Origin of the sequence: Neisseria musculi (assembly GCF_014297595.2) — a bacterium.
GTDB lineage: Bacteria > Pseudomonadota > Gammaproteobacteria > Burkholderiales > Neisseriaceae > Neisseria > Neisseria musculi.
Map to the genome: position 1 here is coordinate 491,731 of NZ_CP060414.2, position 23,290 is coordinate 515,020.

Below are 23,290 nucleotides of genomic sequence, written 5' to 3' on the forward strand. Positions count from 1 at the left end.
GGTGTCTGAAATCGAACAACCTACCCAGCCGCTGATCGAGCATCTGATCGAGCTGCGCCGCCGCATGATGTGGATTGCCGCAATCATGCTGCTGTGCTTTTTCGGCCTGATGCCGTTTGCGCAGAAACTCTATACCTTTGTGGCACAACCGCTGATGGCCACGCTGCCGGCGAATACCAGTATGATTGCCACCGATGTGGTTGCACCGTTTTTCGTGCCGGTGAAAGTAACGCTGATGGCAGCGTTTCTGCTGACGCTGCCGCACACGCTTTATCAGGTGTGGGCGTTTGTGGCGCCTGCGCTTTACCGAAACGAAAAGCGGCTGGTGCTGCCGTTGGTGTTGTCCAGCGTGGTATTGTTTTTCGGCGGCATGGCGTTTGCCTATTTTCTGGTGTTTCCGGTGGTGTTCAAGTTTCTGGCGGGCGTAACGCCGCTGGGCGTGAGCATGGCCACCGATATCGACAAATATCTTTCTTTTGTGTTGGGAATGTTTGTGGCATTCGGCGCCACATTTGAAGTGCCGGTTGTGGTGGTTTTGCTCAACCGTATGGGAATCGTGCCGGTTGCGCAATTGCAGGCCGCGCGCCCGTATGTGATTGTCGGAGCGTTTGTGGTAGCCGCCGTGATTACGCCGCCTGATGTGATTTCACAAGTACTGCTGGCGGTGCCGCTGATTCTGCTTTATGAAGCAGGCCTGTGGCTCTGCCGTTTTATAAAGCCTGTGCCGTTGGGGTGGAAGAAGGAAAATAATGTAGGTTAATATATTTTATTCAGAGGCTTCAGCGCCCTTAAATTTTCATTTCAATTGAAATATTCATTAGAGATTAGATCTAGTTTAAGAATAAAACACTTGGCATTTCTCAGCCAAGTGTTTTTCTTTGCTGGTCCGGCACATCTGAATCTCACTCAAACCCCATCCTAACCCTGCGTATCTTCCAATGGTTGGTATTGTGCGAATCCGTTTGTTTGGGGAAGTATTGGTAGATAAATCCGCCGGCATCTTCATTGACCCTTCTCTCTACAAAAATGGCCGGGGCGGTAAAATAGGCTTCTGCCTCCAATGCAGTGGCGGTTTGGGTGCACGGTAAAACTCTTTGTCGTTATGAATGAAAAGGCCGTCTGAAAATGTTCAGACGGCCTGACTGCGTTGAATCCTGTGCGGTATTTTGATTTTCGAGCCTTCCCGTGCCTGACACGCGCATCTTTGTCTTGTAATACAGCGGATATTTTGAAGAATACTTCAAGGCCGTTTGAAAGTTTGGCAGACGGCTTGTTTGTTTTTTCATTATTTCAATATCTTTATATTTCAATATATTTAATATTTCAATATATTTATGCGCCATATCTGGGTTTGATTTGAGTATGACGGCATCGCTCAAGTTGAAGTTTTATCGGGTTTGGGCGGATAAAGTTCAAATCGATGCGGCCTCGGTTTGCCTTGGGCTGCCTGTGTTGTCTGCGGCGGCTGTTTTGTTTGAATCTGCTATGCACGGTTATAGGTTTCAGGTTTTTTGGGCTTCGCTGCGCAGTTGGCGGCGTAGGATTTTGCCTACATTGGATTTGGGCAGTTCATCGCGGAATTCGATGTCTTTGGGCACTTTATAGGCGGTCAGTTCGGTGCGGCAGAAGGCAATCAGCTCTTCAGCGGTGAGGGAGGGGTCTTTTTTCACCACAAACAGTTTCAGTGCTTCGCCGGTTTTTTCGCTGGATACGCCGATGCAGGCCGTTTCGAGTACTTTGTTGTGGTGTGCCACCACTTCTTCGATTTCGTTGGGGTAAACGTTGAAGCCGGAAACTACAATCAAATCTTTTTTGCGGTCAACCAGTTTGAACCAGCCTTTTTCGTCCATTACGGCGATGTCGCCGGTTTCGAGAAAGCCGCGCTCGTCAATGGTTTTGGCGGTTTCTTCGGGGCGGTTCCAATAGCCTTTCATCACTTGCGGGCCGCGTATCCATATTTCGCCGGGCTGCCCGATCGGCACTTCTTTACCATCGGCATCGCGCAGTTCGACTTCGGTAGAAGGCACGGGAAGGCCGATGCCGCCGCTGTAGGCGGAAATGTTCAGTGGGTTGCAGCACACGCCGGGGCTGGCTTCGGTGAGGCCGTAGGCTTCGACAATGGGGGTGCCGGTGATGTTTTTCCATTTTTCGGCCACGGCTTTCTGGGTGGCCATGCCGCCGCCGAGCGTGAGCTTGAGGGCGGAAAAATCGATTTCGGCGAACTCGGGGCGGTTTACCAGGGCGTTAAACAGGGTGTTTACGCCGATAAATACGCTGATTTTTTCTTTTTTCATGTCGCCGATAAAGGATTTCATGTCGCGCGGGTTGGTAATCAGCATGATTTTGGCGGCGGCTTGGGTGAAAATCATCAGATTTACAGTGAGGGCGAAAATATGGTAGAGCGGCAGCGCGGCAATCACCACTTCTTCGCCGGGGGTGAGTTTGTTTTTAATCCATTCGGCGGCCTGCTGCATATTGGCGCAGATGTTGCCGTGGGTGAGGACGGCGCCTTTGGCCACGCCGGTGGTGCCGCCGGTGTATTGCAGGAAGGCGGTGTCGTTGCGGGCGATTTCAACGGGGGTGAAGGGTTGCGATGCGCCTTGTTTCAAGGCCGTCTGAAAAGCAATGGTGTTGGCGATGCGGTGTTCGGGCACCATTTTTTTGATTTTGTGCAGCACGAAGTTAATCAGGTTTCCTTTGAAGAAACCAAACATATCGCCAACGGTGGCAACGATAACGTTTTTGATTCGGGTGCGCGGCAGCACCAGCTCGAGCGTGTTGGCGAAGTTTTCCAGCACGATGATGGTGGTGGCACCGCTGTCGTTGAGCTGGTGTTCGAGCTCGCGCGGGGTGTAGAGCGGGTTGGTGTTTACTACCGTGAGGCCGGCCTGAAGGGCGCCGAAAAGGGCAACGGGGTATTGCAGCAGGTTGGGCATCATAATCGCTACCCGTTCGCCGCGCGGCAGTTTGAGGGTGTTTTGCAGAAATGAGGCGAAGTGGTCGACAAGTTTGGCGGTTTCGGCATAAGTGATGGTTTTGCCGAGGTTTTGGAAGGCGGAGCGGCGGCCGTGTTTCTGCACGGTTTCCTGAAAAACCTGCACAATCGATTGGTAGCGCAGGGGGTCGATTTCGGCATTGATGCCGGCTTCGTAGCTTTGGAGCCAGATTTTTTCCATGACGTGTTTCCTATTATTATCGTGAATCCGCACGTTTCCGTTACGGCATTGCCTGCCGGTTTGCGGTTTGCCGCCTTATCGCGGAAACGAAACGGGTTTCGCTTTCTATCGGCCGTCTGAAAATGTTTCAGACGGCTTGGGTTGTGTGGCGGCACGGTTGGTTCCGCGCCGTGCCGGTATGGTTTGCGGTTTGCCGCTTTGCAACAGTAATGAAGTGGGTTTCATTGCTATCGTGCCGTCTGAAAGGGCGGAGCGGTTTCTGTGTTCAGACGGCCGGTTATCCGGTGATGATAACGGGTTTGTCGGTAGCGGTGATGATGCCGCCGCCCAAGCAGATGTCGCCATCGTACAACACGGCAGACTGGCCGGGGGTGGCTGCCCACTGGGGTTCGTCAAACCATAATTCGGCGGTTCCGCTGCCGATATAGCGCAATTCGCATGGGGCATCGGCCATACGGTAGCGGATTTTGCAGGTGTAGCGGCCTTCAGACGGCCTTTCGGGCAGGGTCCAGCTCAGGTCGCTGATGGTCAGGCTGCTGCTGTATAAGAGCGGGTGGTCGCGGCCTTGCACGACAATCAGTGTGTTGCTTGTTAAATCTTTGCCGGCTGCAAACCACGGTTCGCCCGCGCCGCCTATGCCCAGGCCTTTGCGCTGGCCGATGGTGTAAAACATCAGGCCCATGTGCCTGCCCACTTTTTTGCCCTCGGGGGTAACCATGTCGCCGTTGTCGGTGGGCAGGTATTGCTGCAAAAATTCGCGGAACGGCCGCTCACCGATAAAGCAGATGCCGGTACTGTCTTTTTTGGCGGCTGTGGGCAGCCCGGCTTCGGCGGCCAGCCGGCGCACTTGGGTTTTTTCCAAACCGCCGAGCGGGAAAATGGCGCGCTCGAGCTGGTGCGGTTGCAGGCGGTAGAGAAAATAGCTTTGGTCTTTGCCGGCATCCCGCCCTTTGAGCAGGCGGTGTATGCCGTTGCGTACTTCTTTGCGGGCGTAGTGACCGGTGGCAACGGCATCGGCACCTTGATTGACGGCATAGTCAAGAAAGCATTTGAATTTGATTTCGGCGTTGCACAATACATCGGGGTTGGGGGTGCGGCCGGCGGAATATTCTTTTAGAAAATAGGTAAATACGTTGTTTTTGTATTGGGCGGCAAAATTGATGATGTCGATGTCGATATTGAGAATGTCGGCAACGGCAACGGCATCGAGCGAATCCTGCTTGATGCTGCAATATTCATCGTTGTCATCGTCTTCCCAGTTTTGCATAAACACGCCGCGCACATGATGCCCCTGCTGTTTGAGCAGGGCGGCGGTTACGGAGGAATCAACGCCGCCGGACAGGCCGACCGTGATGTTTGCGGGGAGGTTGGTGTGCATGGCGCGGAATATTGGGTGGTGCAGGGGTTGCAAAAATGTTGATTTTAGCATTTTTAAGGAAAGGGCGGAAAGGATAAGGCCGTCTGAAAACCTGTTCAGACGGCCTGCGGCGGCGGGATTATTGCGGGCGCACTTCTTTGCCGTTGATTTTGATGCGCGTTAATTGCAGGTCGTAGGTTTTGCCGTCGTCGGTGTAGCTGATTTGGGCGGGAACGTTGCCCAGTTCGGGGGCGAAGGCATAGTTGATGATGCTGTCGCCGCGCTTGAGGCGGTATTTGTTGATGGCGGTGGTGCCGTTGCCGATTTTATATCTGCCGCTGCCGGCATGGTTGAGGCCGCCGACAGGGTAGATTTTTTTGCCGTTGGTAATGGTGAGGCCGGCGGGCAGTTTGCCGTTGCCGGCGGCAAGCTGCCAGGCAAGGGTGAACAGATCCATGACGGGGCCTGAAACGGCTTCGGTTTTTTGTTCGCCCGCTTTGCCGTAGCTGACTTTGCCGCCGCCGAATTTGGCTTCGGCATAGGTTTTTCCGCCGCGCACGTCTTTATAGTAAGACGGAATCAGGCGCGCGCCCGAAATGGTGCCGCCCGATTCGAAGCGTATGCTGTAGAGCGGCACTTTGATGTTTGACACCACTTTGTAGCGGTTGCCGCTGCGGGTGAAGGTCATGGTGGTGGGGATGCCGTAGCTGCCCGAATACTGCAATTCGGCCGACTGCGGCAGCGGGGCGGCCTGTGTGTGGGCGGCCAATGCGAGGGCCAATACGGTTATGCCGGATTTTTTCATAAGGTTTCCTTTCTCGGGCGGCTGTATTCAGGCCAGCAGGCGGGCATCGAGTTGCGCTCCGGTGTTGCGGATAACGCGGCTGCCCGATATTTTCAGACGGCCGCCAACAAAATCGGCCACGGCCTGCGGGAGAATCAGGTGCTCGGCTTCCAACACCCGCGCGGCAAGTGTGTCGGCGGTGTCGTGGTCGGACACCGGCACCGCGCCCTGTGCGATGATGGGGCCGCAATCCAGCTCGGGGGTAACGAAATGCACGGTGCAGCCTGCGATGCGGCAGCCTGCGTCGATGGCGCGCCGGTGGGTGTGCAGGCCGGTGAAGGCGGGCAGCAGCGAGGGGTGGATGTTGATCAGGCGGCCTTCGTAATGCCGGCAGAACTCGGGCGTGAGTATGCGCATAAAACCTGCCAACACCACCAAATCGGGTTGGTAGGCATCGATTTTCCGCATCATGGCTTCATCAAACGCCAGGCGGCTGTCGAAATTTTTATGGCTTAGGCTGTCGGTTGCGATATTGCGCTGCGCCGCCCATGCCAAACCGGCGGCGGTTTCGTTGTTGCTCAACACGGCGGCGATGCGGGCGTTGGGAATCTGCGCTTTTACAACGGCCTGCATATTGCTGCCCCTGCCGGAAATCAGGATAACGATGTTTTTCATGTTTCAGACGGCCTTTTATTGAAATGGGTCGGATAAAGATGGTGCCGCTGCGGCACACGGGCAAGCGGTTTAACGGCGTTTAAAACGGGATTATTGTAGCAAATGTGGGCAAAGGGGGCGATACCGTTGCGGCCGCGCCGGTTTCGGAAACCGCATGATGAAAGGGCTTGGGTGTTTTGCGACAATTTCAGACGGCCGAGGCGGGTTTTGCCAAGTTTTAAGCCGTCTGAAACGGCAGGCCGGCCTTGACGCTGTTTTTGCCAATCGTGAACAACGGGAAATGCAGCGGGTTGGGTGCGGCGCAGAACGGCGGAGTTGCTTTCAGCCCGTATATCGGGAACTTGGTTCAAATTTGCCATGAGAAGTGTCGGTACATTTACCGGCAATAACGATGGCCGGATATTTCAGACGGCCTGAATGAATTTTGCAAGGGCATCAGGTTTTTCTGCCATGTTCCGCTGTTTTTCCGGCATCTTGCGGCATGTTATGCCGCGCTGTATCCCATGCTTTAATTGCAATGCTAATCCGCCCATCTGCAAAGATAAACCCAACAGTAAACACACCCTATAGCAGATATTCAGCCAACCGGAATGCTGTTTCATCCTGCCTGCCCCAGGACGTTGCGCTGTTGCTGCGCCGCCGTATTGCCTGCGCGTTGCCCGCATCTCGGGCGCGGCATGGTGTAAAGGTTTGAGCGGCAGATAAGGGTAAAGGCTTGGCCGCATCAACCCTTGCTTTGTGCCTCCAGTTTTGCCAGCCGCGCTTCGAAGCGGGCGGTGTCGTCGCGCAGGGCGTCGATTTCACGCGCCCACGCCGACAGAGCGTGCCTGTCTGCCACGGGGGCTTCCGGCTCTTTGGCGAAGTCGCTGAGTTGCTCGAGTATGCTCAGGCCGATCTGTTTGACTGTGCGGGCGGCTTTTTCGGTGCGCACGGCGATACTGCCCGCCGCCGCATCACCGAGCAGGCGGCTTAAATCATCGTTGGCATGGTAGCGCAGGCCGCCGATAAGCGGCAGCAGGGCGGTGCCCAAGCCGGTGTCGCCGCTGATCGACACGTCGCCCACACCGGGCGTTTGCCCTTGCAGCACTTTTTCCACCGCACCGGGGAGAAAGCGGATTTCGGTGTCGGCCGCATCCGGGGTGTATTCCAAAAAGCCCTCTGCGTTAAACGTGCCGCGAATCTGCATTCCGGCGGCGTGCAGGCTGAGGGTTTGGCCCGCAAAGCCGCCCAAGAGGGCTTGGGTTTCGCGGTTTTGCCGGATTAAGTGGTTGATCACGGGAAGTAGGGCGCTCATGCGGAATGTTCTTTCTGACAGGGTAACAGGCCGTCTGAAAACGGTCGTGGTTTTACAGCGGGTTGGGTTAAAAGGATGGGGCAGCGGTTGCGGGCGGCGCCGTTATGGCGGGCATATCGCGATGGGTGCTGCTCCCGTTTGTGCCGGCGTGGCGGGAGGCGGGCGTGGCCTGCCTGATAATCCATGCCGGATATGGTGCAGCCGGCGTGTGTATTTTTTCAGACGGACTTGGGCCGCAGCAACAGGCAGTATATAGCCGATATGCGTTTTCCGATACCGGGCAGGCAGGTTTCGGGCGGTGGAACGGGTTGAATGCAGGCACGGGGCGGTTTTCTGTTTCCCCGCGCTCCGATGCCGTGCAGGAACCAAACGGGCGGTGTTTGGGCCGTCCGACTGAGAAAACGTCTTTCATCACGCCAACCGTGCGGCAGCAATCTGCACAACATCAGATTCGCTGCAATCCGGTTGCGGATATGTCAAATTTTCAATCTGTATCATTTGTTTAACCCATGCGGCATGGATTGGCAAATTGTTCACAGCCTGCGCGGGCTTTGCTAAAATTGCGCCGCCCGGTAATCGAATCCTGCCGCTCAGGCCGTCTGAAAAGTAAACAGCCACCTGCTGTTCAGACGGCCTCGGCCGTTTTTTCTGCACACAATCAAGCAAGGTTTTTTATGAAACACAAAATTTCCCGCCGCAGATTTATCGGCGGCTCCGCTGCCGTTACTTCCACCCTGATGCTCGGCAGCTGTGAAAGAATCTACCGCATTCTTTCTCCCGAATCTGCGTCAATAACAAACCGCGTGGTGAATGCCGCCTATTATCCGCCCGCCCTGACCGGCCTGCGCGGCGATTCTGAAGGCGTTCAGGCCGCTGCCCACAGCATTGCGCTGCAGGGCAAAACCTACACCCTGCCGGGCAAAGCTGAGGAATACTACGATTTGGTGGTGGTGGGGGGCGGCATCAGCGGGCTGGCCGCCGCCTATCTTTATCAGAAACAGCGCCCCGAAGCCAAAATTCTGATTATCGACAACCACGATGATTTCGGCGGCCATGCCCAACGCAACGAATTTACCGTTGGCGGCCGCCTCTTGATTTCTTATGCGGGCAGCGAATCCATCGATTCGCCCAAATCGGAATATTCCGAAGAATCGCTGGCATTGCTCAAAGATTTGGGCATCGACTACACCAAATTCGAAACCTATTTCCACCAAGATCTCTATCAGAAAAAGCGCGGGCTGAAAGAGGGGGTGTTTTTCAACCAAGCCTCTTTCGGCCGCGATGCGGTAGTGGTCGGGCTGCCGCAGGCAGGTGAAGAAAGTGCGGCAGAAATTATTGCCCGATTTCCGCTTGATGAAACCGACAAAGCCGCACTCGCCAAGCTCTACACCAACCCTGCCGACTATTTCAAAGGCCGCAGCAAACGCAAAAGGGCAGAGGCCGCCGCTGAAACCAGCTATTACGATTTTCTGAAAAATGATGTCAAACTGCCCGAAAACGCATTGAAATATCTGAAAAACCTCAGCTCCGAATATTGGGGGCACGCTATCAATGCCGTTTCGGTGCAGGAAGCCCTGGAGGCCGGCTATCCCGGGGTACAGAATCTGGGGCTCGAAGCCGAAGAGGGCGAAGAAGAGCCCTATATTTATCATTTTCCCGACGGTAACGCTTCCATCGCCCGCATATTGGTGCGCAAACTGATTCCCGGCATTGCCCCCGGCAACACGATGGAAGATATTGTGTTGGCCAAATTCGACTACAGCCGGCTCGATGTGCCTGCAAACAACATCAGAATCCGGCTCAACAGCACCGTGCTGCGGCTGGAAAACAATAGTGAAGGCGTGGCCGCAGCCTATATGCCCAAAGGCGGTGTTCTCAAACAGATACAGGCCGCCCGGGCCGTTTTTGCCGGCCACAGCGCACTGGCCGCCCGCATTATCCCGCAAATGCCCGAAGCCCAAAAAACAGCCGCCAAAACCAATGTGAAAGTGCCGATGATCTACGGCAAAGTGGCGGTAAAAAATTCATACGCATTCCAAAAGCTCGGCGTATATTCGCTCTATGCGCCCGATGCGCCCTATTGCCTGGTGAGTCTGGACGACCCCGTCAGCATGGGCGGCTATAGTGCCCCGCAAACCGCAAACGAACCGGTCGTTATCCATATGGTGCAGATTGCCACCGGCTTTAACGGCAAAAACGCAAGGGAAATGTATCGCCACGGCCGCCGCCGCTTGGCCGGAAAAAATTATGAAGCACTCGAAAAAGAAATGCTCGACCAATTGCGCAGCATTTATACCGCCGCAGGCGAGAATCTCGATGAAGTGCTGGCCGGCGTTACCCTCAACCGCTGGGCGCACGGCTACAGCTATGAGCAGGCAGAGCTTTACGATTCAGACCGGGCGGCCGAAAAAGCCACCGAAACCATGCAGCAAAAAATCGGCAACATCTTCATCGGCGGCTCCGATTCTGCCTGGATGCCGTATGTGCACGGCGCCATCGACCAGGCCTACCGTGCCGTTAAGGAAGCCTTGGAGGCCTGAGTGCCGCTGCGCGGCCGTGAAGGCAGGCTGAATACCGATTGTGCATGCTTCTACGGTGCGCAGCATCGGCCGGCATGATAATATTATGCTTTCAAACAGGCCGTCTGAAAGCCTTAGCGCACCCCGGGTTTTCAGACGGCCTCCCCAGCCCAGTCAGGATATATTATGGACGAATTAATCAAAGAAGCCGCCCTTCATTTTCACGAATACCCCAATCCGGGCAAAATCCAAGTTGCCCCCACCAAGCCGCTGGCCACCCAATATGATTTGTCGCTTGCCTACTCTCCGGGCGTGGCCGCGCCCTGTATGGAAATCTACAACGACCCGCTCGCTTCCTACAAATACACCGCCCGGGGCAATCTCGTGGCCGTGATTTCCAACGGCACTGCCGTTTTGGGCTTGGGCAACATCGGCGCGCTGGCCGGCAAGCCCGTGATGGAAGGCAAGGGCGTATTGTTTAAAAAATTCGCCGGTATCGATGTGTTCGACATCGAAGTAAACGAAACCGACCCGGACAAACTGGTTGACATCATCGCTTCGCTGGAGCCGACTTTCGGCGGCATCAATCTTGAAGACATCAAAGCCCCCGAGTGTTTCTATGTTGAGAAAAAACTGCGCGAACGCTGCAATATCCCCGTGTTTCACGATGACCAGCACGGCACCGCCATCATCACTGCCGCTGCCGTATTGAACGCCCTGCGCGTTACGGGCAAAAAAATCGAAGAAGTTTCCTTAGTGTGTTCCGGCGCGGGGGCGGCCGCGATTGCCTGCCTGGATTTACTGGTGGCACTCGGTATGAAACGTGAAAACATCACCGTGTGCGATTCGAAAGGCGTGATTTTTGCCACCCGCGAAGACCGCAGCCGCATGGATGAAAGCAAAATCCGTTATGCCGTTCAAGACAACGGCCAGCGCGTGCTTGCCGATGCGGTGCAGGGTAAAGACATTTTTCTCGGCCTCTCCGGCCCCAATGTTTTGAGTGCCGATATGCTCAAAACCATGAACGAAAACCCCATCGTGTTTGCGCTGGCCAACCCCACCCCCGAGATTTGGCCGCCTGAAGCCAGAGAAGCCCGCCCCGATGTGATTATCGGCACCGGCCGTTCCGACTTCCCCAACCAAGTCAACAACGTATTGTGTTTTCCTTTCATTTTCCGTGGCGCGCTTGATGTGGGCGCTACCGCCATCAATGAAGAAATGAAGCTCGCCTGCGTGCACGCCATTGCCGATTTGGCCATGGCCGAATCCAGCGCTGAAGTGGCCGGTGCCTACGGCGATGCCGATCTGACCTTCGGCCCGGAATACCTGATACCCAAACCTTTCGACCCGCGCCTGATTGCCAAAATCGCTCCGGCCGTGGCACAGGCCGCAATGGATTCCGGTGTGGCTACCCGCCCGATTTCCGATATGGAAGCCTATATCGAGAAACTCACCCAGTTTGTATATAAAACCAGCCTGTTTATGCGCCCGGTGTTTAACCAGGCGCGCAAACAAATCAAGCGCATTGTGCTTACCGAAGGCGAAGACGAGCGCATTCTGCACGCAGCCCAGCAGGTTGTATCGCAGAAACTGGCGTTTCCGATTTTGGTGGGGCACCGTCAAACCATTGAAGAGCGCATCCAGTCGCAAGGCTTGACGATTCAGCCGGGCAAAGATTTCGAGCTTGTAGATATCATTGAAAACCCGTATTTCGAAGAAAGCTGGAAAGAATACTACCAACTGCGCAAACGCCGGGGTGTTACCGAAGAAATGGCACGCCGCCGTATGCGCGCCAACAGCACCCTTATCGGCGCATTGATGGTCCGTCTCGGCCACGCAGACGGGATGCTTTGCGGCACCATGGGCCGTTTTTACGACCACTTCGGTATTTTTGAAGAAGTGATCGGCTACAACAACCCCGAAAAGCACGCTTGTGCCATGAACGCGCTGATTTCCAACAAAGGCAACTTCTTCATCACCGACACCTACATCAACGAAGACCCCGATGCAGAGCAACTGGCCAAAGGCACTTTGATGTGCGCCAACGAAATGAAACGCTTCGGCATCAAGCCCAAAGTCGCACTGGTTTCCAATTCCAATTACGGTTCCCGCCACGATAAAGATGCCGTTAAAATGCAGCGTGCACTTGAGCTGGTCCGCCAAGCCGATCCCGAATTGGAAATAGACGGTGAAATGCAGGCCGATGTGGCAATGGATGAAGAAATGCGCAAGAGCATCTTCCCGGAAACCACACTCACCGGCTCGGCCAACCTGCTGGTGATGCCTAACGTGGAAGCGGCCAACATCAGCTACAACCTGCTGCGCGTGAGTGCCACCAACGGCATCACAGTCGGCCCGATTCTGATGGGCATGAACAAACCGGTAAATATCGTTACACCGATTTCCACCGTGCGCCGTATCGTCAATATGATTGCGCTGACCGCCGTGGATGCCCAACGCCAATAAAACCGCCGCAATTGAATCAAAGGCCGTCTGAAAAATTTTCAGACGGCCTCTTTTAAATATAGCGGCCCCACTTTATTTTCGGCGCAAAGCAGCAGACAGTATAGAACCGATTCTGCTGCCGCTTTGGTGACTTGCAAAACCGTTCTCTTTGAGCTAAGGCGCTAAAGTGGATTTGCTATAGTTGTTTTTATTTAGGGGGCTGTTCTAGATAACCGGGGTTATTAACAAACATTTAAAACAACCCTTATGAAGAAAGCCGTTTAATTCGGCATAAGCAACACAAGCCGGTTGAATTGTTTGTTGTCGGCCTAACCGCTAGAGCAGCAACAGAATTAACAGGTTTCATAGAGATACTGCTTACTGCTTTCACCGTTTACGTTTGTTGATTTATCAAAACATCCCATATTTGGGAATGTTTGATGATGAAATCGAAGCAGACGAAAGCATTTTGATGGCAGTAGAAAAAGCAAACGGGATTAGTGGGAGAGGGAAAACCCAATCTCTAGACTGTTAAAGTGAAACGGTAGGGCTTATACTGCAGCCGTTCGGATACCGAAACGCTTACCTTACAGCCGATTATCCGAAAGCAGGGTGGGCATGGCAGTGTTGCTATATGTTGGAAAGATTGGATGGTTTAGCACTTTTTATGCTAAACAGTTTTATTTTTTACTGAAATGTAAGTATTCTCAAGAATGACATGGCTTTGTTATGTTTTTCGACATTCTTGGTACTCCTCAAAAATCCCAAAATGGGTCTTCAAGCGAAAAACGAAAAGTATAAAAAAACGCTGGGATTTTCTACAATATGCGGATTATTAAAAAAGTTATGGTGTATTGAATGTTAACGGATTTAATCATGGAGCTTAGAAAGCAATATCACCAAATATTAAAAATATTGATAAACTTTTGGTTCGGATCTGACCAATTCAGACACAGCCAAGCCGGTAGAAATCAATATTAGAAGCATCAACAGCCTGTACTTGGAATTGCATCAGCACTTGGTTCATGAACATTGCCGGCAGACATTTTTGGGCGGTGTCATAGAGTTTTTCGGTGCCAAGCGCGGATATGGCTTTGCAAAATATTTTAAGAGTGCACCGTGGCGATAATGAGTTTGCCCGCAATACACAGTATATCAACAGAACCGAATCTTTTCGGGGCTATGTCGAGCATTGCTTGGCGCGATTTAATTTACCGAAGCATAGGTTTTACCTGTATTTGGAAGAAACAGGATTCTGTTTCAAGTATAAGGCATGATGATTTGTATAAGTGCTGTTGAAGATTCTGGGGAAAAATCTTTTAAAATGAATTTTGATGCCTAAACCTCTCGCTTGATATATCTTTAGGAGCTATCCTAAATAACCAAGAAAATTCGAATTCAGTTTAGAATAATCCCCATGAGAAAAAGCCGTTTAAGCCACTACAGACCAAACAAACCCGTCAGTCAAGCTGTTTGCAGCAGGCGTTACAGCACGAGCAGTTGCCGAGCCGGTTGGTGTAAACAAAAACACTGCCGCCTATTATTTTCATCTCTGCGATTACTTAGCTTCCACAACAGCCCGCATTTAGAAAGGGGCTGTCCTAGATAACTAGAATAAATCCTGCTTTACTAATTGTTTTAAAATAGAAATTTGAAATTTTATCTCACTGTTGTTAAAACGCCATTCACACTCTTTCAAATACAGTTCAAAATGCTCTTTGGGAATGCCGTTAAACTTGCGTAAATGGCGTTTTGCTTGGTTCCAAAAGTTCTCAATTCCGTTAATGTGATTTTGTCGCTCAGCAAAATGTGTGCTGTGATTGATCCGAAAATGTGAAAATTCGCTCACATCAAGAACGTCATAACTTTTGTAACAATCGGTATAAACAATGCTGTCAGGCTTCACTTGCTCGCGGATAATTGGCAATAAAGTCGCAGTTTGTGTATTGGGTACGGCAACGGTGTAAACCTTACCATTACGCTTCAAAAGCCCGAATACAGCCACTTTGCCGGCCGCACCGCGACCACGTTTGCCTTTGCGTTGTCCGCCAAAATAGCTTTCATCAACTTCTACTTCACCATCAAGCATTTCCAGATGCGGGCTGTTGTGATAGATAAGTAAGCGCAAACGGTGGAAGTAATAGGCAGCGGTATTTTTATTGACGCTAACTAATTGCGCCGCTGTGCGGGCGGTAACACCTGCAACAAATAGTTCAATCAGTTTGTTTTGCTTGTACTGACTTAAACGACTTTTTCTCATAGGGATTATTCTAACCTGAAGTTAAATTTCCCTAGTTATCTAGTACAGCCCCTTTAGAAATGTTTGAGGGCGGAGTAGAAATTGATGAAAGTTATTTTGGCGGACAACGCAAAGGCAGACGCGGTGCGGCTGGCAAAGCCGCCGTATTCGGTTTTTTGAAGCACAACGGCAAAGTTTATACGGTTACCGTGCCCAATACACAAACCGCCGCTGCTTTACTGCCGGTCATCCGCGGACAAATAAAGCCGGACAGCATTGTCTATACCGATTACTGCAAAATGATGTACTTGATGCGGGCAGATTCAGCTGCTTTCGCATCAACCACAGTATACGGTTTGCAGAACGGCAAAACCACATCAACGGCATTGGGAATTTTTGGAATCAAGCCAAGCGTGTGCTATGCAAATACAACGGAATCGACTGAAAGTCTTTTCCCCTATTCTTGAAAGAATGCGGGTTTCGTTTTAACTTTGGCACACCAAGTGAGCAGTTGAAAATCTTGCGGGATTGGTGTGGTATTTAGGGCTAATCTACTTCAGCCCCTTTCTTTAATAAATATATCAAGATACACTGGCAAAGCCTGCGTTCATTGCTACACATTCAATCACTCTCCAACCGAAAAAAGGCCGTTTGAATAACCATGCCGACTATTTTGATTGTGCGTCCTGAGGCGCAAGCTGCTGCAGATATTGCCGTTTGCGAAGCGGCAGGCTGGCGGGCACTGCCTTTCAGCCCGATAAGTCTCGAGCCGGACATGTCTGCCCTGCTTGGTCTCAACAAACAATTCCAAGCTGCGCAAGCCGTGTTTTGGGTCAGCCCCGGCGCCATCGGAACTGCCGCTCCGTATATCGACTTTTCAGACGGCGGCATCACACAGATTACTGTCGGGCAGGCCAGCCGTAATGCTTTGGAGAAATTCTGTTCCCACTCTGTTATCAGCCCCGAAAGCGGCAATGACAGCGAAGCCGTGCTGGCACTGCCGGAGTGGAACAGCTTGCCTTCCGGAGCCGGAGTGCTGATTATCCGAGGGCACGGCGGACGCGGCTTCTTGGCAGACGTGCTTCGCCGGCGCGGCTTTGCTGTGAGTGTGGCAGAAGTATATTTCAGACGGCCCAAGCTGCTGGATTGGACGGTTTTCGAAGCTGAAAAACCACAGGCCGCCTATATCACTTCTGCTGAAATGGTGCGCGGGCTGTTTGCCCAGGCGCCGGATAGAATCACCCAAGTTTTAAGAACCTTGTTATACTTCACCCATCATCCGCGCATCGCCGATGCGCTGCGCAATGCCGGGGCGCACCGCATTGAGTTGGTCGAACGGTTAAACCCGCACTCACTCGGGGCCGTTGCCCTCTAACCGCCGGCAGGCTTGAAACCATGCGTCTCACGGAGCAATGAATGAACGGACACAATGGAAACGCTACCGAAAACCATCTGCCCGAAAATAAACCGGAGCAGTCGAAACAACTGCTGGTGGTTTCTTCAAACGGCATTGTCAGGCCGTCTGAAAACACTGCCAACGGAGAGCCCGGCGAAAACAGCGGCCTTGATAAAAAGAACAAAGTACCGCAGCATTCTGATAATGCTAAAGGCTTTGGCGCCGCCGCACCCAATAACCCCGAACCCGCAGGAAACCTTCTTATGTCTGAATCGAAAAACCCCCAGCCTCTTGTTACCCCTGTGGTAATCAAACAATCTTCGGGCAGGGCCGTGGCCGTTGTGGCATTGGCTTTGTCGGTGTTGGCGTTGGGCGCGGGGGGCTTTCTGTTTGTGCAGGGTCAGAATATCCTGAAAACTCAAGAAATTGATTTTAATCAAAAAATAGATAAGGCCGCATTGGGAGAGTCCCACAATGCCTCAATGCTGCAAGATGCTTTGCGCAAACAGAATGAAAGCCAGGCTGTGTTGGAGCAGATTATCGGCAATCAAAAACACAACGCCGATAAAATCGCCGCTGCTGAGCGCGCTTACCGCGAACTGCTCAAAGGCCGTGCCGACTGGCTGGTTGATGAAACCGAAACCATGCTCAGTCTGGCTTCCCAGCAGCTGCTGCTCACCGGTAATGTGCCGGCTGCAGTTGCTGTACTCGAAAATATCGAAAGCCGCCTGAGCCGTTTCGACCATCCCGAACTGTTGCCTGTCAAACAAGCGGTTGCCGGTGATTTGACTGCGTTGAAAAACCGCCCCTATCTTGATGTTTCTGCCGCTTCTCTGCGCCTTAACCGCTTGGAGGCCGCCATTGCCGGCCTGCCGCTCATTATCGATGGTACACTGAAACCCGGCCAGGCTGCGCCGCAGGCCGCCGCAGTGTCTGCAGCCAACCTTTCGTGGTGGGAAAACGCTTGGCAAAAATCGCTTTCAGCCTTGAAAGATATGGTAGAAGTGCGCCGTTTAAACAATAACGATGCTATGCTGATGGCACCCGACCAAGCTTATTTTGTACGCGAAAATTTGCGCCTGCGCCTGCTTGATGCACGTACAGCCCTGCTGCAACATAACGGCGAAGTGTATCTCAACGATTTAAACAGCGCCGAGGCTTCCGTGAAACAGTATTTCGACATCTCTTCGCCCGCCACTCAGTCGTGGCTGCGCGAGTTGGCCGACTTGACGGCGCTGGACTTGCGCGCCGTGGCTGATGACGCGCTGAAAACCAGCTTGAATGCCGTGCGCAATTATCAGGAAACCGTGCGCCCCAGCCGCCCCGCAGAGCTGTCTGAAGCCGTATCCGCACCTACTGCCGCACCGGCCTCATCGCCTGCTGTGCCGGCACAAGCATCCGAGCCCGCGCCCGTTGTCCCTGCCTCTCCGTCAAGCCTTTCTCCCAAACCCGAAGAAGCGGCAAAACCCGTAAAACCCGCTACCGTGCCTGAGGGGGGTAACCCTGCCGCCGGTCAGACTCAATTGAAAGGGGAGCGTGCATGAGAGGGCTGATTTGGATTATCGTATTGTTTGCCGTGGCAGTGGGTTTGGCGATTGCTTCCGGCTCTTATAACGGTAACGTATACATCGTGGTGGAGCAAACCCTGCTGCGCGTCAATCTTCATGCTTTCATTCTCGGCCTGGTTGCGCTGGTGGTGATACTGTATCTTCTGCTGTGCCTGATTGCGGCGATTCTCAATATGCCGGGCCGTATGCAGCGTTTCGGTGCAGCGCGCAAAGGCCGTCAGGCCGCCCATGCGCTCAACAATGCCGGTTTGGCTTATTTTGAAGGCAAATTTCAAAAAGCCGAGCAGGAAGCCGCCAAAGTGCTGGCCAACAAAGAGGCGGGCAGCAACCGCACGCTGGCATTGATGCTGGGGGCGCACGCTGCCGACCAGATGGACGACAAAGCCCTGCGCGACCGTTATCTGAAAGATATCGAACCGCTGCCCGCCAAGCAACAGCTCTCGCGCCATTTGCTGCTGGCTGAGTCTGCGCTCGGCCGCCGCGATTATGCCGCTGCCGAAAACCACCTTGCTGCCGCCGCGCAAATCAACCCCAGCCTCACCCGCCTGGTGCGCCTGCAATTGCGCTATGCTTTCGACAAAGGCAACGCGCTTGATGTGTTGGATAAAGCAGAAAAACTGGCGAAAGCCGGTGCCATCAGTGATTACGAAGCTGAACAATACCAAAACTGGGCCTACCGCCGCCTGCTGGCGCTTGTTTCCGATGCCGGCAGCCTGAAAGCCTGCTTAAAGCGCATTCCCGAAAATCTCAAAGCGGGCGATTTGTGTGTTGCAGTTGCCGAAAAATACCAGCGTTTGGGCATGTATGCCCAAGTCGTGAAATGGGTGAACGAGTATTATCCGAAAACGCAGCAAACCGAGCTGCTGGAGCCGTTGGTTGAAAGCGTGCGTTTTTTGGGCGACAAAGAACAGCGCCGCGCCATCGATACCGCAGATAGCTGGTTGCAGGCCAACCCCGATAACGCCCGTCTGCTGGTGTATCTCGGCCTGCTTGCCTACGACAAACAACTGTGGGGCAAAGCACAGGGCTATCTCGAAGCCGCCATTGCCCTCAAGCCCGAACTGCCCGCACGTTTGGCCTTGGCCAAGGTGTTTGATGCCGTGGGAGAGCCCGAAAAAGCCGAATCCCAACGCAAACTCGCCTTGGAAAGCGTGATGGGCGGAGAGGGCGAAAACGTTTCCCTTCCCAAACACAAATAACCGCCCGGCGGCACAACCCCTTACCTGTAACCTGCCGGAAGAGAAAACCACTTTCCGATGCCGGCCGGCAAGCCTCAAACAGTGTATAAAATAGACCAATGCCGTTGCAGCTTCACGGAATCATTCTCTCGAAGCCGAAGCAACCGCAGCGAAAATGAAAATTGCAGGCCGTCTGAAACCTTTTCAGACGGCCTGATACCACAAACCGAAAGCCCGATATGACCCACTTGAAAAACGACACCTTCCTGCGCGCCCTGCTCAAACAACCCGTTGAATACACCCCCGTGTGGATGATGCGCCAAGCCGGCCGCTACCTGCCCGAATACAAAGCCACCCGCACGCGTGCAGGCAGCTTTTTGGATTTGTGCAAAAACACCGATTTGGCCACCGAAGTAACCATTCAGCCGCTGGATCGTTTCGACTTGGACGCAGCCATTTTGTTTTCCGACATTCTCACCATACCCGATGCAATGGGTTTGGGGCTGTATTTCGCCGAAGGTGAGGGCCCCAAATTCGAGCGGCCGCTGCAACACGAAGCCGATATTGCCAAACTCACCGCGCCCGATATGGGCAGGCTGCAATATGTGTTTGATGCCGTTGCCTCCATCCGTCGCGCCTTAAACGGTCGTGTGCCCCTAATCGGCTTTTCCGGCAGCCCGTTCACGCTGGCCTGCTATATGGTGGAGGGCGGCAGCAGCAAAGAATTCCGCACCATCAAAACCATGATGTACTCGCGCCCTGGGCTGCTGCACAAAATTCTCGACACCAACGCACAGGCCGTTACCGCCTATCTCAACGCCCAAATCGATGCCGGCGCACAAGCCGTACAGATTTTCGACACATGGGGCGGCATATTGAGCGATGGCGCTTTCGAGCAGTTCAGCCTGCGCTATATGAAACAGATTTCAGACGGCATCAAACGCGAAAACGAAGGCCGCCGCGTGCCGCTGATTATATTCACCAAAGGCGGCGGCTTGTGGCTGGAAAAAATGGCCGCTGTCGGAGCCGATGCTCTGGGTTTGGACTGGACGTGCAACATCGGCGAAGCACGTAGGCGCGTGGGTGGCCAAGTTGCCCTGCAAGGCAACTTCGATCCCTTCGCCCTCTTTGGCACGCCGGAAAGCATACGCACTGAAGTTGCACGCATTCTGGCCGCCTACGGTCACGGCAGCGGCCATGTATTCAACCTCGGTCACGGCATCAACCAGCATGCAAACCCCGAACACGCCAAGATACTGGTGGATGCCGTACACGAACTGTCCCGCCCGTATCATATCTAGCTGGTTGTGCCAAAATTATTACAATGCTGATCCACTTTGCCGTGCGAGTGTACCTTTGAGCATGTTGTCTTATATTTATTTTTGTAAATTGATTATAGATAATCTCGCTTTATTTTTGCTACACGGTAGCAAACAGCAGATAGTACAGATAAATACTGAACTGGTTCTATTGTTGCTCCAGTAGTTTATAAAATTATTATCTTTGAGCTAAGGCTCAGCAATGTCGTAACAAAAATTACACAACGTTGGATTTCTCCACATCCTAAAGGTCGTAGGTTACAACTGTTCATACTGATAAAAAGCATCGACTAAAAAGCACCGACAGCCGTTTCAAACGGGGAAAATACGGTATAAAACGGGGCTGGCTGAAATAGAAAAGATTATCGGAGAAACTAAAAAACAAGTAAAGCAACGCACTGCAACAAAGCCCGTTCTGGAAAAATGGTGTATTTTGATGTCAAGAGCCTGCTCCTGTTGCAAAACCCCAAAAGCTGCAGATCTGAAGGATTGCCAGTTGCCATTAATGACTTTTTCGAGCAGCAGGTGTGACCGAGTTTCTTTTGAGTGATGCTATAGATTGTTGCCCGTGTACCATTGGATGTACATATTCCGATAACGATATGCAGATTGTGGGGAGTCTGCGTGTAAAACAATACCAATCCGCAAACTGATGCTGAGACAGAACGTGTTATCATTATTCTAATGAAAATGTGGTATGGCACATTTTATTTCAAGAATTAGCAAAGCTGGCAAGGAGTGGTATCTATTTGTGGGTTTTGATAACATGGAGAAGCCGCATGATGGTTTGAATGGCGATACGTTTTTTTTGAGGTTTTGAAAGCTTGTTTTCTCAATCTGTGTAAACAACGCTGGGGTTGGATTTTCTTAAATTTTAAGCCGTCTGAAAATCAACAAGTTTGGATTTTCAGACGGCTTGATTGAAACACTGAATGATGTTGAATGTCCAATGATGTGGAAAATGAAGGTAATGGATGTACAACAATCTGCTGCCGGCAATGGCCGCCTGTATAAGCTGGCTGTTTCCAGTCTGGCTGCGTTGATTTTTATCAGTCTTGCCTGGGAGTTGTGGCTGGCGCCGCTGCGCCCGGGCGGTTCGTGGCTGGCGCTGAAGGCACTGCCTTTGTGTTTACCGCTGACCGGAATTCTCAAGGGCAGGGTTTATACTTTCCAATACAGCAGCCTGCTGGTTTTACCGTATTTCGCCGAAGCGGTGGTGCGCCTGTTTGATGCTTCGGCGGTCAGCCGTGCCTGTTCGGCGGCGGCTCTGTTGTGTTCGGCAGCGTTTTTCGCCGCCTGTTTGGCTTATGTAAAACAACGGCGTAAGGCGGTTGGGAATGTTTAGGAAAAATTTGTTTTCAGACGGCTGCGATTCGGTGTGGAGTATGCGTTTGTGGCCGTTGTGGTTTTGCTTTGTCTGGATTTGTGCGGTGCCGTTTTTGTCGCTTTACCGCATGGGGCCGCTGCCGGGTTTTTATCTTGAAGCCGGCTCGCTGGCCGGTGCGGCAGTGTTGTTGCTGCTGACGGCGTTGTTTGGCCGTTTGAATGTGGGCATACCGGCGGCAGGTGTGTATTTTCTGGTGTTGGCGGCGTTTTGGTGGGTGCAGGCGCGGGCAATGAATTTACTTTATCCGGGCATGAACGACATGGTAACGGCATCATTTGTGGTGTTGGCACTGGCGGCCTGGGCGTGCAGGGGCTGGGTGGCCGGTTTCGGTCAGGACAGGGTAGTGTCGGTGTTGGCATGGGCGCTGCTCGGCGGTGCGCTGGTGCAGGCTGCTGTGGTGGTGCTGCAGTTTACCGGCTGGGCTGCGGCGGATATGTTTCACGGTATCGTAGCCTACCGGGGTGTGCGCGAAATCAGCGGCCAGCTCGGGCAGCGCAACCATTTGGGGCATTATCTGATGTGGGGGGCGTTGGCTGCATCGTATTTATGGGCGCAGCGGCGTATGCCCGGCTGGCTGGGTTTGTCGGCGGTGTTGGTGCTGACATCTGCTTTGGGTTTGGTGAATTCGCGCACCATCTTCACTTATATTATCGGTGTCGGGCTGCTGCTGCCGTTTTGGCGGGTATGGGCGGGGTGTGGGGCCAACCGTATGGTGCTGGTGATGCTGTTTACGCTGGTGATGACGGTGGCGGTGCAGTTTGCTGTCAGCCCGTTGTTGGATTTGTTTTCGGGCGTGCAATACGATACGGCGCTGGAGCGCATTGAGGGCAGCAGCTTCGGTGGGTCAGCCCGCGAGGTGGAATGGGGCAAGGCTTGGAAAGTATTTTGGTCGGCACCTCTGTGGGGGCACGGTTGGGGCAGTTATGCATTGCAGGGCTTTTTGGTTCAGGCCGAAACCGGGCAGTTCACGCCTAACCATTTGAATGTGTTGTTTACCCACTCACACAATCTGTTTTTTCAGCTGCTGGCTGAAATGGGGCTGGCTGGAACGCTGGCCGTAGTGTTGGGGTTTGTTGCGGTTGTGTGGCGTATGTTCAGACGGCCTGCCGATGCCGCCTCGCTGCTGCTGTTGGCGATGATGACCGTGTCGCTGTGCCACAGTATGCTGGAATACCCGCTTTGGTATCTTTATTTTCTCACGCCGTTTGCGTTGATGATGAGTTTGTTGCCCGCGCGCGAGAGCATTGTTTCAGACGGCTTGAAGTCAGTTGGGATACACCATATCGGCGGAGCATTGCTGGCGGTGTTTTTATTGGCCGGCATTATCCGCTTGGGCTTTGTTTATGCCGATCTGACGGCTTTCGACCACCACCCTAAAGATGAAACTGTGGAGCAGGAGAAAGAGAAAATCAGCGGCCTGAACCGGATTGCCGCAACCGAACCCATGTTGCGTTATTATGCCCAGCTGTCGCTGACCCGCCGCGCGAATCCGGCCGACCGAGTGTTGCAGCCGTGGGCAGAGCAGGCTGCATCTGAAGCGTTGTTGTTCCGCCCGTATTCCAACGCCTACCAAGCAGGATTATATAACTACCGTTTGGGCAAAGAGAAAGAAGCGCGCGAATGGCTGCGCAAGGTTTATCTTTACTACCCGTTTATGATGCCGCACTATGCTCAAAAAATACGCAGCAACGGCCTGCTGATGCCGTTGGAGGCGCAGATAAAAGCGGCATGTGAAGAGTTTAATAAGAAATATCCCAAAGAAAAACAATGTGATATTTGAAAATGGATTGCTCTGTAAATAGGCCGTCTGAAATGTAAAGGCCGTTGGCGGCATTGCAAAAAAGCGCAAAAGCATAGAAGCATACGCTATCAACAAAGACGATTTGCATGTTAAGATTCGCCGCATATCCAACGGTCGTCCAAGCAGGCGGCTGTCACAGTAACCATAGGAAG

At 52.9% G+C, this 23,290-nt stretch carries 18 protein-coding genes and 3 pseudogenes; 12 read left to right on the forward strand and 9 right to left on the reverse strand.

What is annotated here, in order from left to right:
• Nucleotide 1: 1 nt before the first annotated feature.
• The gene (tatC, locus tag H7A79_RS02435) at nucleotides 2-760 is read left to right on the forward strand and encodes a twin-arginine translocase subunit TatC (protein WP_135035256.1); all 759 of its coding nucleotides are present in this window, start codon (nucleotides 2-4) and stop codon (nucleotides 758-760) included.
• 340 nt (nucleotides 761-1,100) lie between these two features.
• On the opposite strand, the gene H7A79_RS02440 is transcribed toward tatC, so the two are convergent.
• The 8 genes from H7A79_RS02440 to H7A79_RS02475 all read right to left on the reverse strand — a co-directional run bounded on the left by H7A79_RS02440 (nucleotide 1,101) and on the right by H7A79_RS02475 (nucleotide 7,286).
• Entirely contained in the window at nucleotides 1,101-1,379 is a 279-nt protein-coding gene (locus H7A79_RS02440; protein WP_135035259.1) for a hypothetical protein, read from the reverse strand.
• 123 nt (nucleotides 1,380-1,502) lie between these two features.
• Nucleotides 1,503-3,176, reverse strand: coding sequence for an AMP-binding protein (locus H7A79_RS02445; RefSeq protein ID WP_187000947.1), 1,674 nt, complete (start codon nucleotides 3,174-3,176; stop codon nucleotides 1,503-1,505).
• A 277-nt stretch (nucleotides 3,177-3,453) separates the two neighbouring features.
• Nucleotides 3,454-4,554, reverse strand: coding sequence for a tRNA 2-thiouridine(34) synthase MnmA (gene mnmA, locus H7A79_RS02450; RefSeq protein WP_187000948.1), 1,101 nt, complete (start codon nucleotides 4,552-4,554; stop codon nucleotides 3,454-3,456).
• 118 nt (nucleotides 4,555-4,672) lie between these two features.
• The gene (locus H7A79_RS02455) at nucleotides 4,673-5,338 is read right to left on the reverse strand and encodes a DUF3108 domain-containing protein (RefSeq protein ID WP_187000949.1); all 666 of its coding nucleotides are present in this window, start codon (nucleotides 5,336-5,338) and stop codon (nucleotides 4,673-4,675) included.
• A 27-nt stretch (nucleotides 5,339-5,365) separates the two neighbouring features.
• Nucleotides 5,366-5,992: a phosphoribosylglycinamide formyltransferase gene (gene purN / locus H7A79_RS02460; RefSeq protein WP_187000950.1), complete on the reverse strand. Its 627-nt coding sequence runs from the start codon at nucleotides 5,990-5,992 to the stop codon at nucleotides 5,366-5,368.
• Nucleotides 5,989-6,351: a hypothetical protein gene (locus H7A79_RS02465; RefSeq protein ID WP_187000951.1), complete on the reverse strand. Its 363-nt coding sequence runs from the start codon at nucleotides 6,349-6,351 to the stop codon at nucleotides 5,989-5,991. The genes purN and H7A79_RS02465 overlap by 4 nt, the downstream gene beginning before the upstream one ends.
• Nucleotides 6,352-6,396: 45 nt before the next feature.
• Entirely contained in the window at nucleotides 6,397-6,594 is a 198-nt protein-coding gene (locus H7A79_RS02470; RefSeq protein ID WP_214646399.1) for a hypothetical protein, read from the reverse strand.
• A gap of 122 nt (nucleotides 6,595-6,716) precedes the next feature.
• Entirely contained in the window at nucleotides 6,717-7,286 is a 570-nt protein-coding gene (locus H7A79_RS02475; protein ID WP_187000952.1) for a ubiquinone biosynthesis accessory factor UbiJ, read from the reverse strand.
• A gap of 674 nt (nucleotides 7,287-7,960) precedes the next feature.
• Between H7A79_RS02475 and H7A79_RS02480 the strand changes: the two genes are divergently transcribed.
• The 4 genes and pseudogenes from H7A79_RS02480 to H7A79_RS02495 all read left to right on the forward strand — a co-directional run.
• On the forward strand, nucleotides 7,961-9,826 hold the full coding sequence (locus H7A79_RS02480) for an NAD(P)-binding protein (RefSeq protein WP_187000953.1): 1,866 nt from the start codon (nucleotides 7,961-7,963) through the stop codon (nucleotides 9,824-9,826).
• 165 nt (nucleotides 9,827-9,991) lie between these two features.
• Nucleotides 9,992-12,271, forward strand: coding sequence for an NADP-dependent malic enzyme (locus H7A79_RS02485; protein ID WP_187000954.1), 2,280 nt, complete (start codon nucleotides 9,992-9,994; stop codon nucleotides 12,269-12,271).
• 263 nt (nucleotides 12,272-12,534) lie between these two features.
• Nucleotides 12,535-12,745: pseudogene (locus H7A79_RS15165) on the forward strand (IS1595 family transposase); the annotation flags it as partial.
• A 922-nt stretch (nucleotides 12,746-13,667) separates the two neighbouring features.
• Nucleotides 13,668-13,841 (forward strand): annotated as a pseudogene (locus H7A79_RS02495) (IS1595 family transposase); the annotation flags it as partial.
• 18 nt (nucleotides 13,842-13,859) lie between these two features.
• On the opposite strand, the gene H7A79_RS02500 reads toward H7A79_RS02495, so the two are convergent.
• Nucleotides 13,860-14,510 (reverse strand): IS1595 family transposase, encoded by a 651-nt coding sequence (locus H7A79_RS02500; protein ID WP_186999880.1) that lies wholly within the window; start codon nucleotides 14,508-14,510, stop codon nucleotides 13,860-13,862.
• A gap of 56 nt (nucleotides 14,511-14,566) precedes the next feature.
• Between H7A79_RS02500 and H7A79_RS02505 the strand changes: the two are divergent.
• The 7 genes and pseudogenes from H7A79_RS02505 to H7A79_RS02535 form a co-directional block, all read left to right on the forward strand.
• Nucleotides 14,567-15,033, forward strand: a pseudogene (locus H7A79_RS02505) (IS1595 family transposase); the annotation flags it as partial.
• Between the two features lie 117 nt (nucleotides 15,034-15,150).
• Nucleotides 15,151-15,864, forward strand: coding sequence for a uroporphyrinogen-III synthase (locus tag H7A79_RS02510; protein WP_187000955.1), 714 nt, complete (start codon nucleotides 15,151-15,153; stop codon nucleotides 15,862-15,864).
• 41 nt (nucleotides 15,865-15,905) lie between these two features.
• Nucleotides 15,906-17,429 carry a uroporphyrinogen-III C-methyltransferase gene (locus tag H7A79_RS02515; RefSeq protein WP_377057768.1) on the forward strand — a complete coding sequence of 508 codons (1,524 nt, stop codon included), beginning with the start codon at nucleotides 15,906-15,908 and terminating at the stop codon, nucleotides 17,427-17,429.
• Nucleotides 17,426-18,652 carry a heme biosynthesis HemY N-terminal domain-containing protein gene (locus H7A79_RS02520; RefSeq protein ID WP_187000956.1) on the forward strand — a complete coding sequence of 409 codons (1,227 nt, stop codon included), beginning with the start codon at nucleotides 17,426-17,428 and terminating at the stop codon, nucleotides 18,650-18,652. The genes H7A79_RS02515 and H7A79_RS02520 overlap by 4 nt, the downstream gene beginning before the upstream one ends.
• Nucleotides 18,653-18,870: 218 nt before the next feature.
• A complete protein-coding gene (gene hemE / locus H7A79_RS02525; protein ID WP_187000957.1) occupies nucleotides 18,871-19,932 on the forward strand; it encodes a uroporphyrinogen decarboxylase in 1,062 nt (353 codons plus the stop codon).
• Between the two features lie 988 nt (nucleotides 19,933-20,920).
• Nucleotides 20,921-21,295 (forward strand): DUF2069 domain-containing protein, encoded by a 375-nt coding sequence (locus H7A79_RS02530; RefSeq protein ID WP_187000958.1) that lies wholly within the window; start codon nucleotides 20,921-20,923, stop codon nucleotides 21,293-21,295.
• The gene (locus tag H7A79_RS02535; RefSeq protein WP_187000959.1) at nucleotides 21,288-23,117 is read left to right on the forward strand and encodes a PglL family O-oligosaccharyltransferase; all 1,830 of its coding nucleotides are present in this window, start codon (nucleotides 21,288-21,290) and stop codon (nucleotides 23,115-23,117) included. The genes H7A79_RS02530 and H7A79_RS02535 overlap by 8 nt, the downstream gene beginning before the upstream one ends.
• The last annotated feature ends 173 nt before the right edge of the window (nucleotides 23,118-23,290 follow it).

Excerpts from the sequence above, each read along its gene's own strand:
- H7A79_RS02445 (WP_187000947.1), bottom strand. The coding sequence starts at position 3,176 with ATGGAAAAAATCTGGCTCCAAAGCTACGAAGCCGGCATCAATGCCGAA.
- H7A79_RS02455 (WP_187000949.1), bottom strand. The coding sequence starts at position 5,338 with ATGAAAAAATCCGGCATAACCGTATTGGCCCTCGCATTGGCCGCCCAC.
- hemE (WP_187000957.1), top strand. The coding sequence starts at position 18,871 with ATGACCCACTTGAAAAACGACACCTTCCTGCGCGCCCTGCTCAAACAA.
- H7A79_RS02480 (WP_187000953.1), top strand. The coding sequence starts at position 7,961 with ATGAAACACAAAATTTCCCGCCGCAGATTTATCGGCGGCTCCGCTGCC.
- purN (WP_187000950.1), bottom strand. The coding sequence starts at position 5,992 with ATGAAAAACATCGTTATCCTGATTTCCGGCAGGGGCAGCAATATGCAG.
- H7A79_RS02510 (WP_187000955.1), top strand. The coding sequence starts at position 15,151 with ATGCCGACTATTTTGATTGTGCGTCCTGAGGCGCAAGCTGCTGCAGAT.
- H7A79_RS02485 (WP_187000954.1), top strand. The coding sequence starts at position 9,992 with ATGGACGAATTAATCAAAGAAGCCGCCCTTCATTTTCACGAATACCCC.
- H7A79_RS02465 (WP_187000951.1), bottom strand. The coding sequence starts at position 6,351 with ATGGCAAATTTGAACCAAGTTCCCGATATACGGGCTGAAAGCAACTCC.
- H7A79_RS02475 (WP_187000952.1), bottom strand. The coding sequence starts at position 7,286 with ATGAGCGCCCTACTTCCCGTGATCAACCACTTAATCCGGCAAAACCGC.
- H7A79_RS02470 (WP_214646399.1), bottom strand. The coding sequence starts at position 6,594 with ATGAAACAGCATTCCGGTTGGCTGAATATCTGCTATAGGGTGTGTTTA.
- H7A79_RS02530 (WP_187000958.1), top strand. The coding sequence starts at position 20,921 with ATGGATGTACAACAATCTGCTGCCGGCAATGGCCGCCTGTATAAGCTG.
- H7A79_RS02535 (WP_187000959.1), top strand. The coding sequence starts at position 21,288 with ATGTTTAGGAAAAATTTGTTTTCAGACGGCTGCGATTCGGTGTGGAGT.
- H7A79_RS02515 (WP_377057768.1), top strand. The coding sequence starts at position 15,906 with ATGAACGGACACAATGGAAACGCTACCGAAAACCATCTGCCCGAAAAT.
- mnmA (WP_187000948.1), bottom strand. The coding sequence starts at position 4,554 with ATGCACACCAACCTCCCCGCAAACATCACGGTCGGCCTGTCCGGCGGC.
- H7A79_RS02520 (WP_187000956.1), top strand. The coding sequence starts at position 17,426 with ATGAGAGGGCTGATTTGGATTATCGTATTGTTTGCCGTGGCAGTGGGT.
- H7A79_RS02500 (WP_186999880.1), bottom strand. The coding sequence starts at position 14,510 with ATGAGAAAAAGTCGTTTAAGTCAGTACAAGCAAAACAAACTGATTGAA.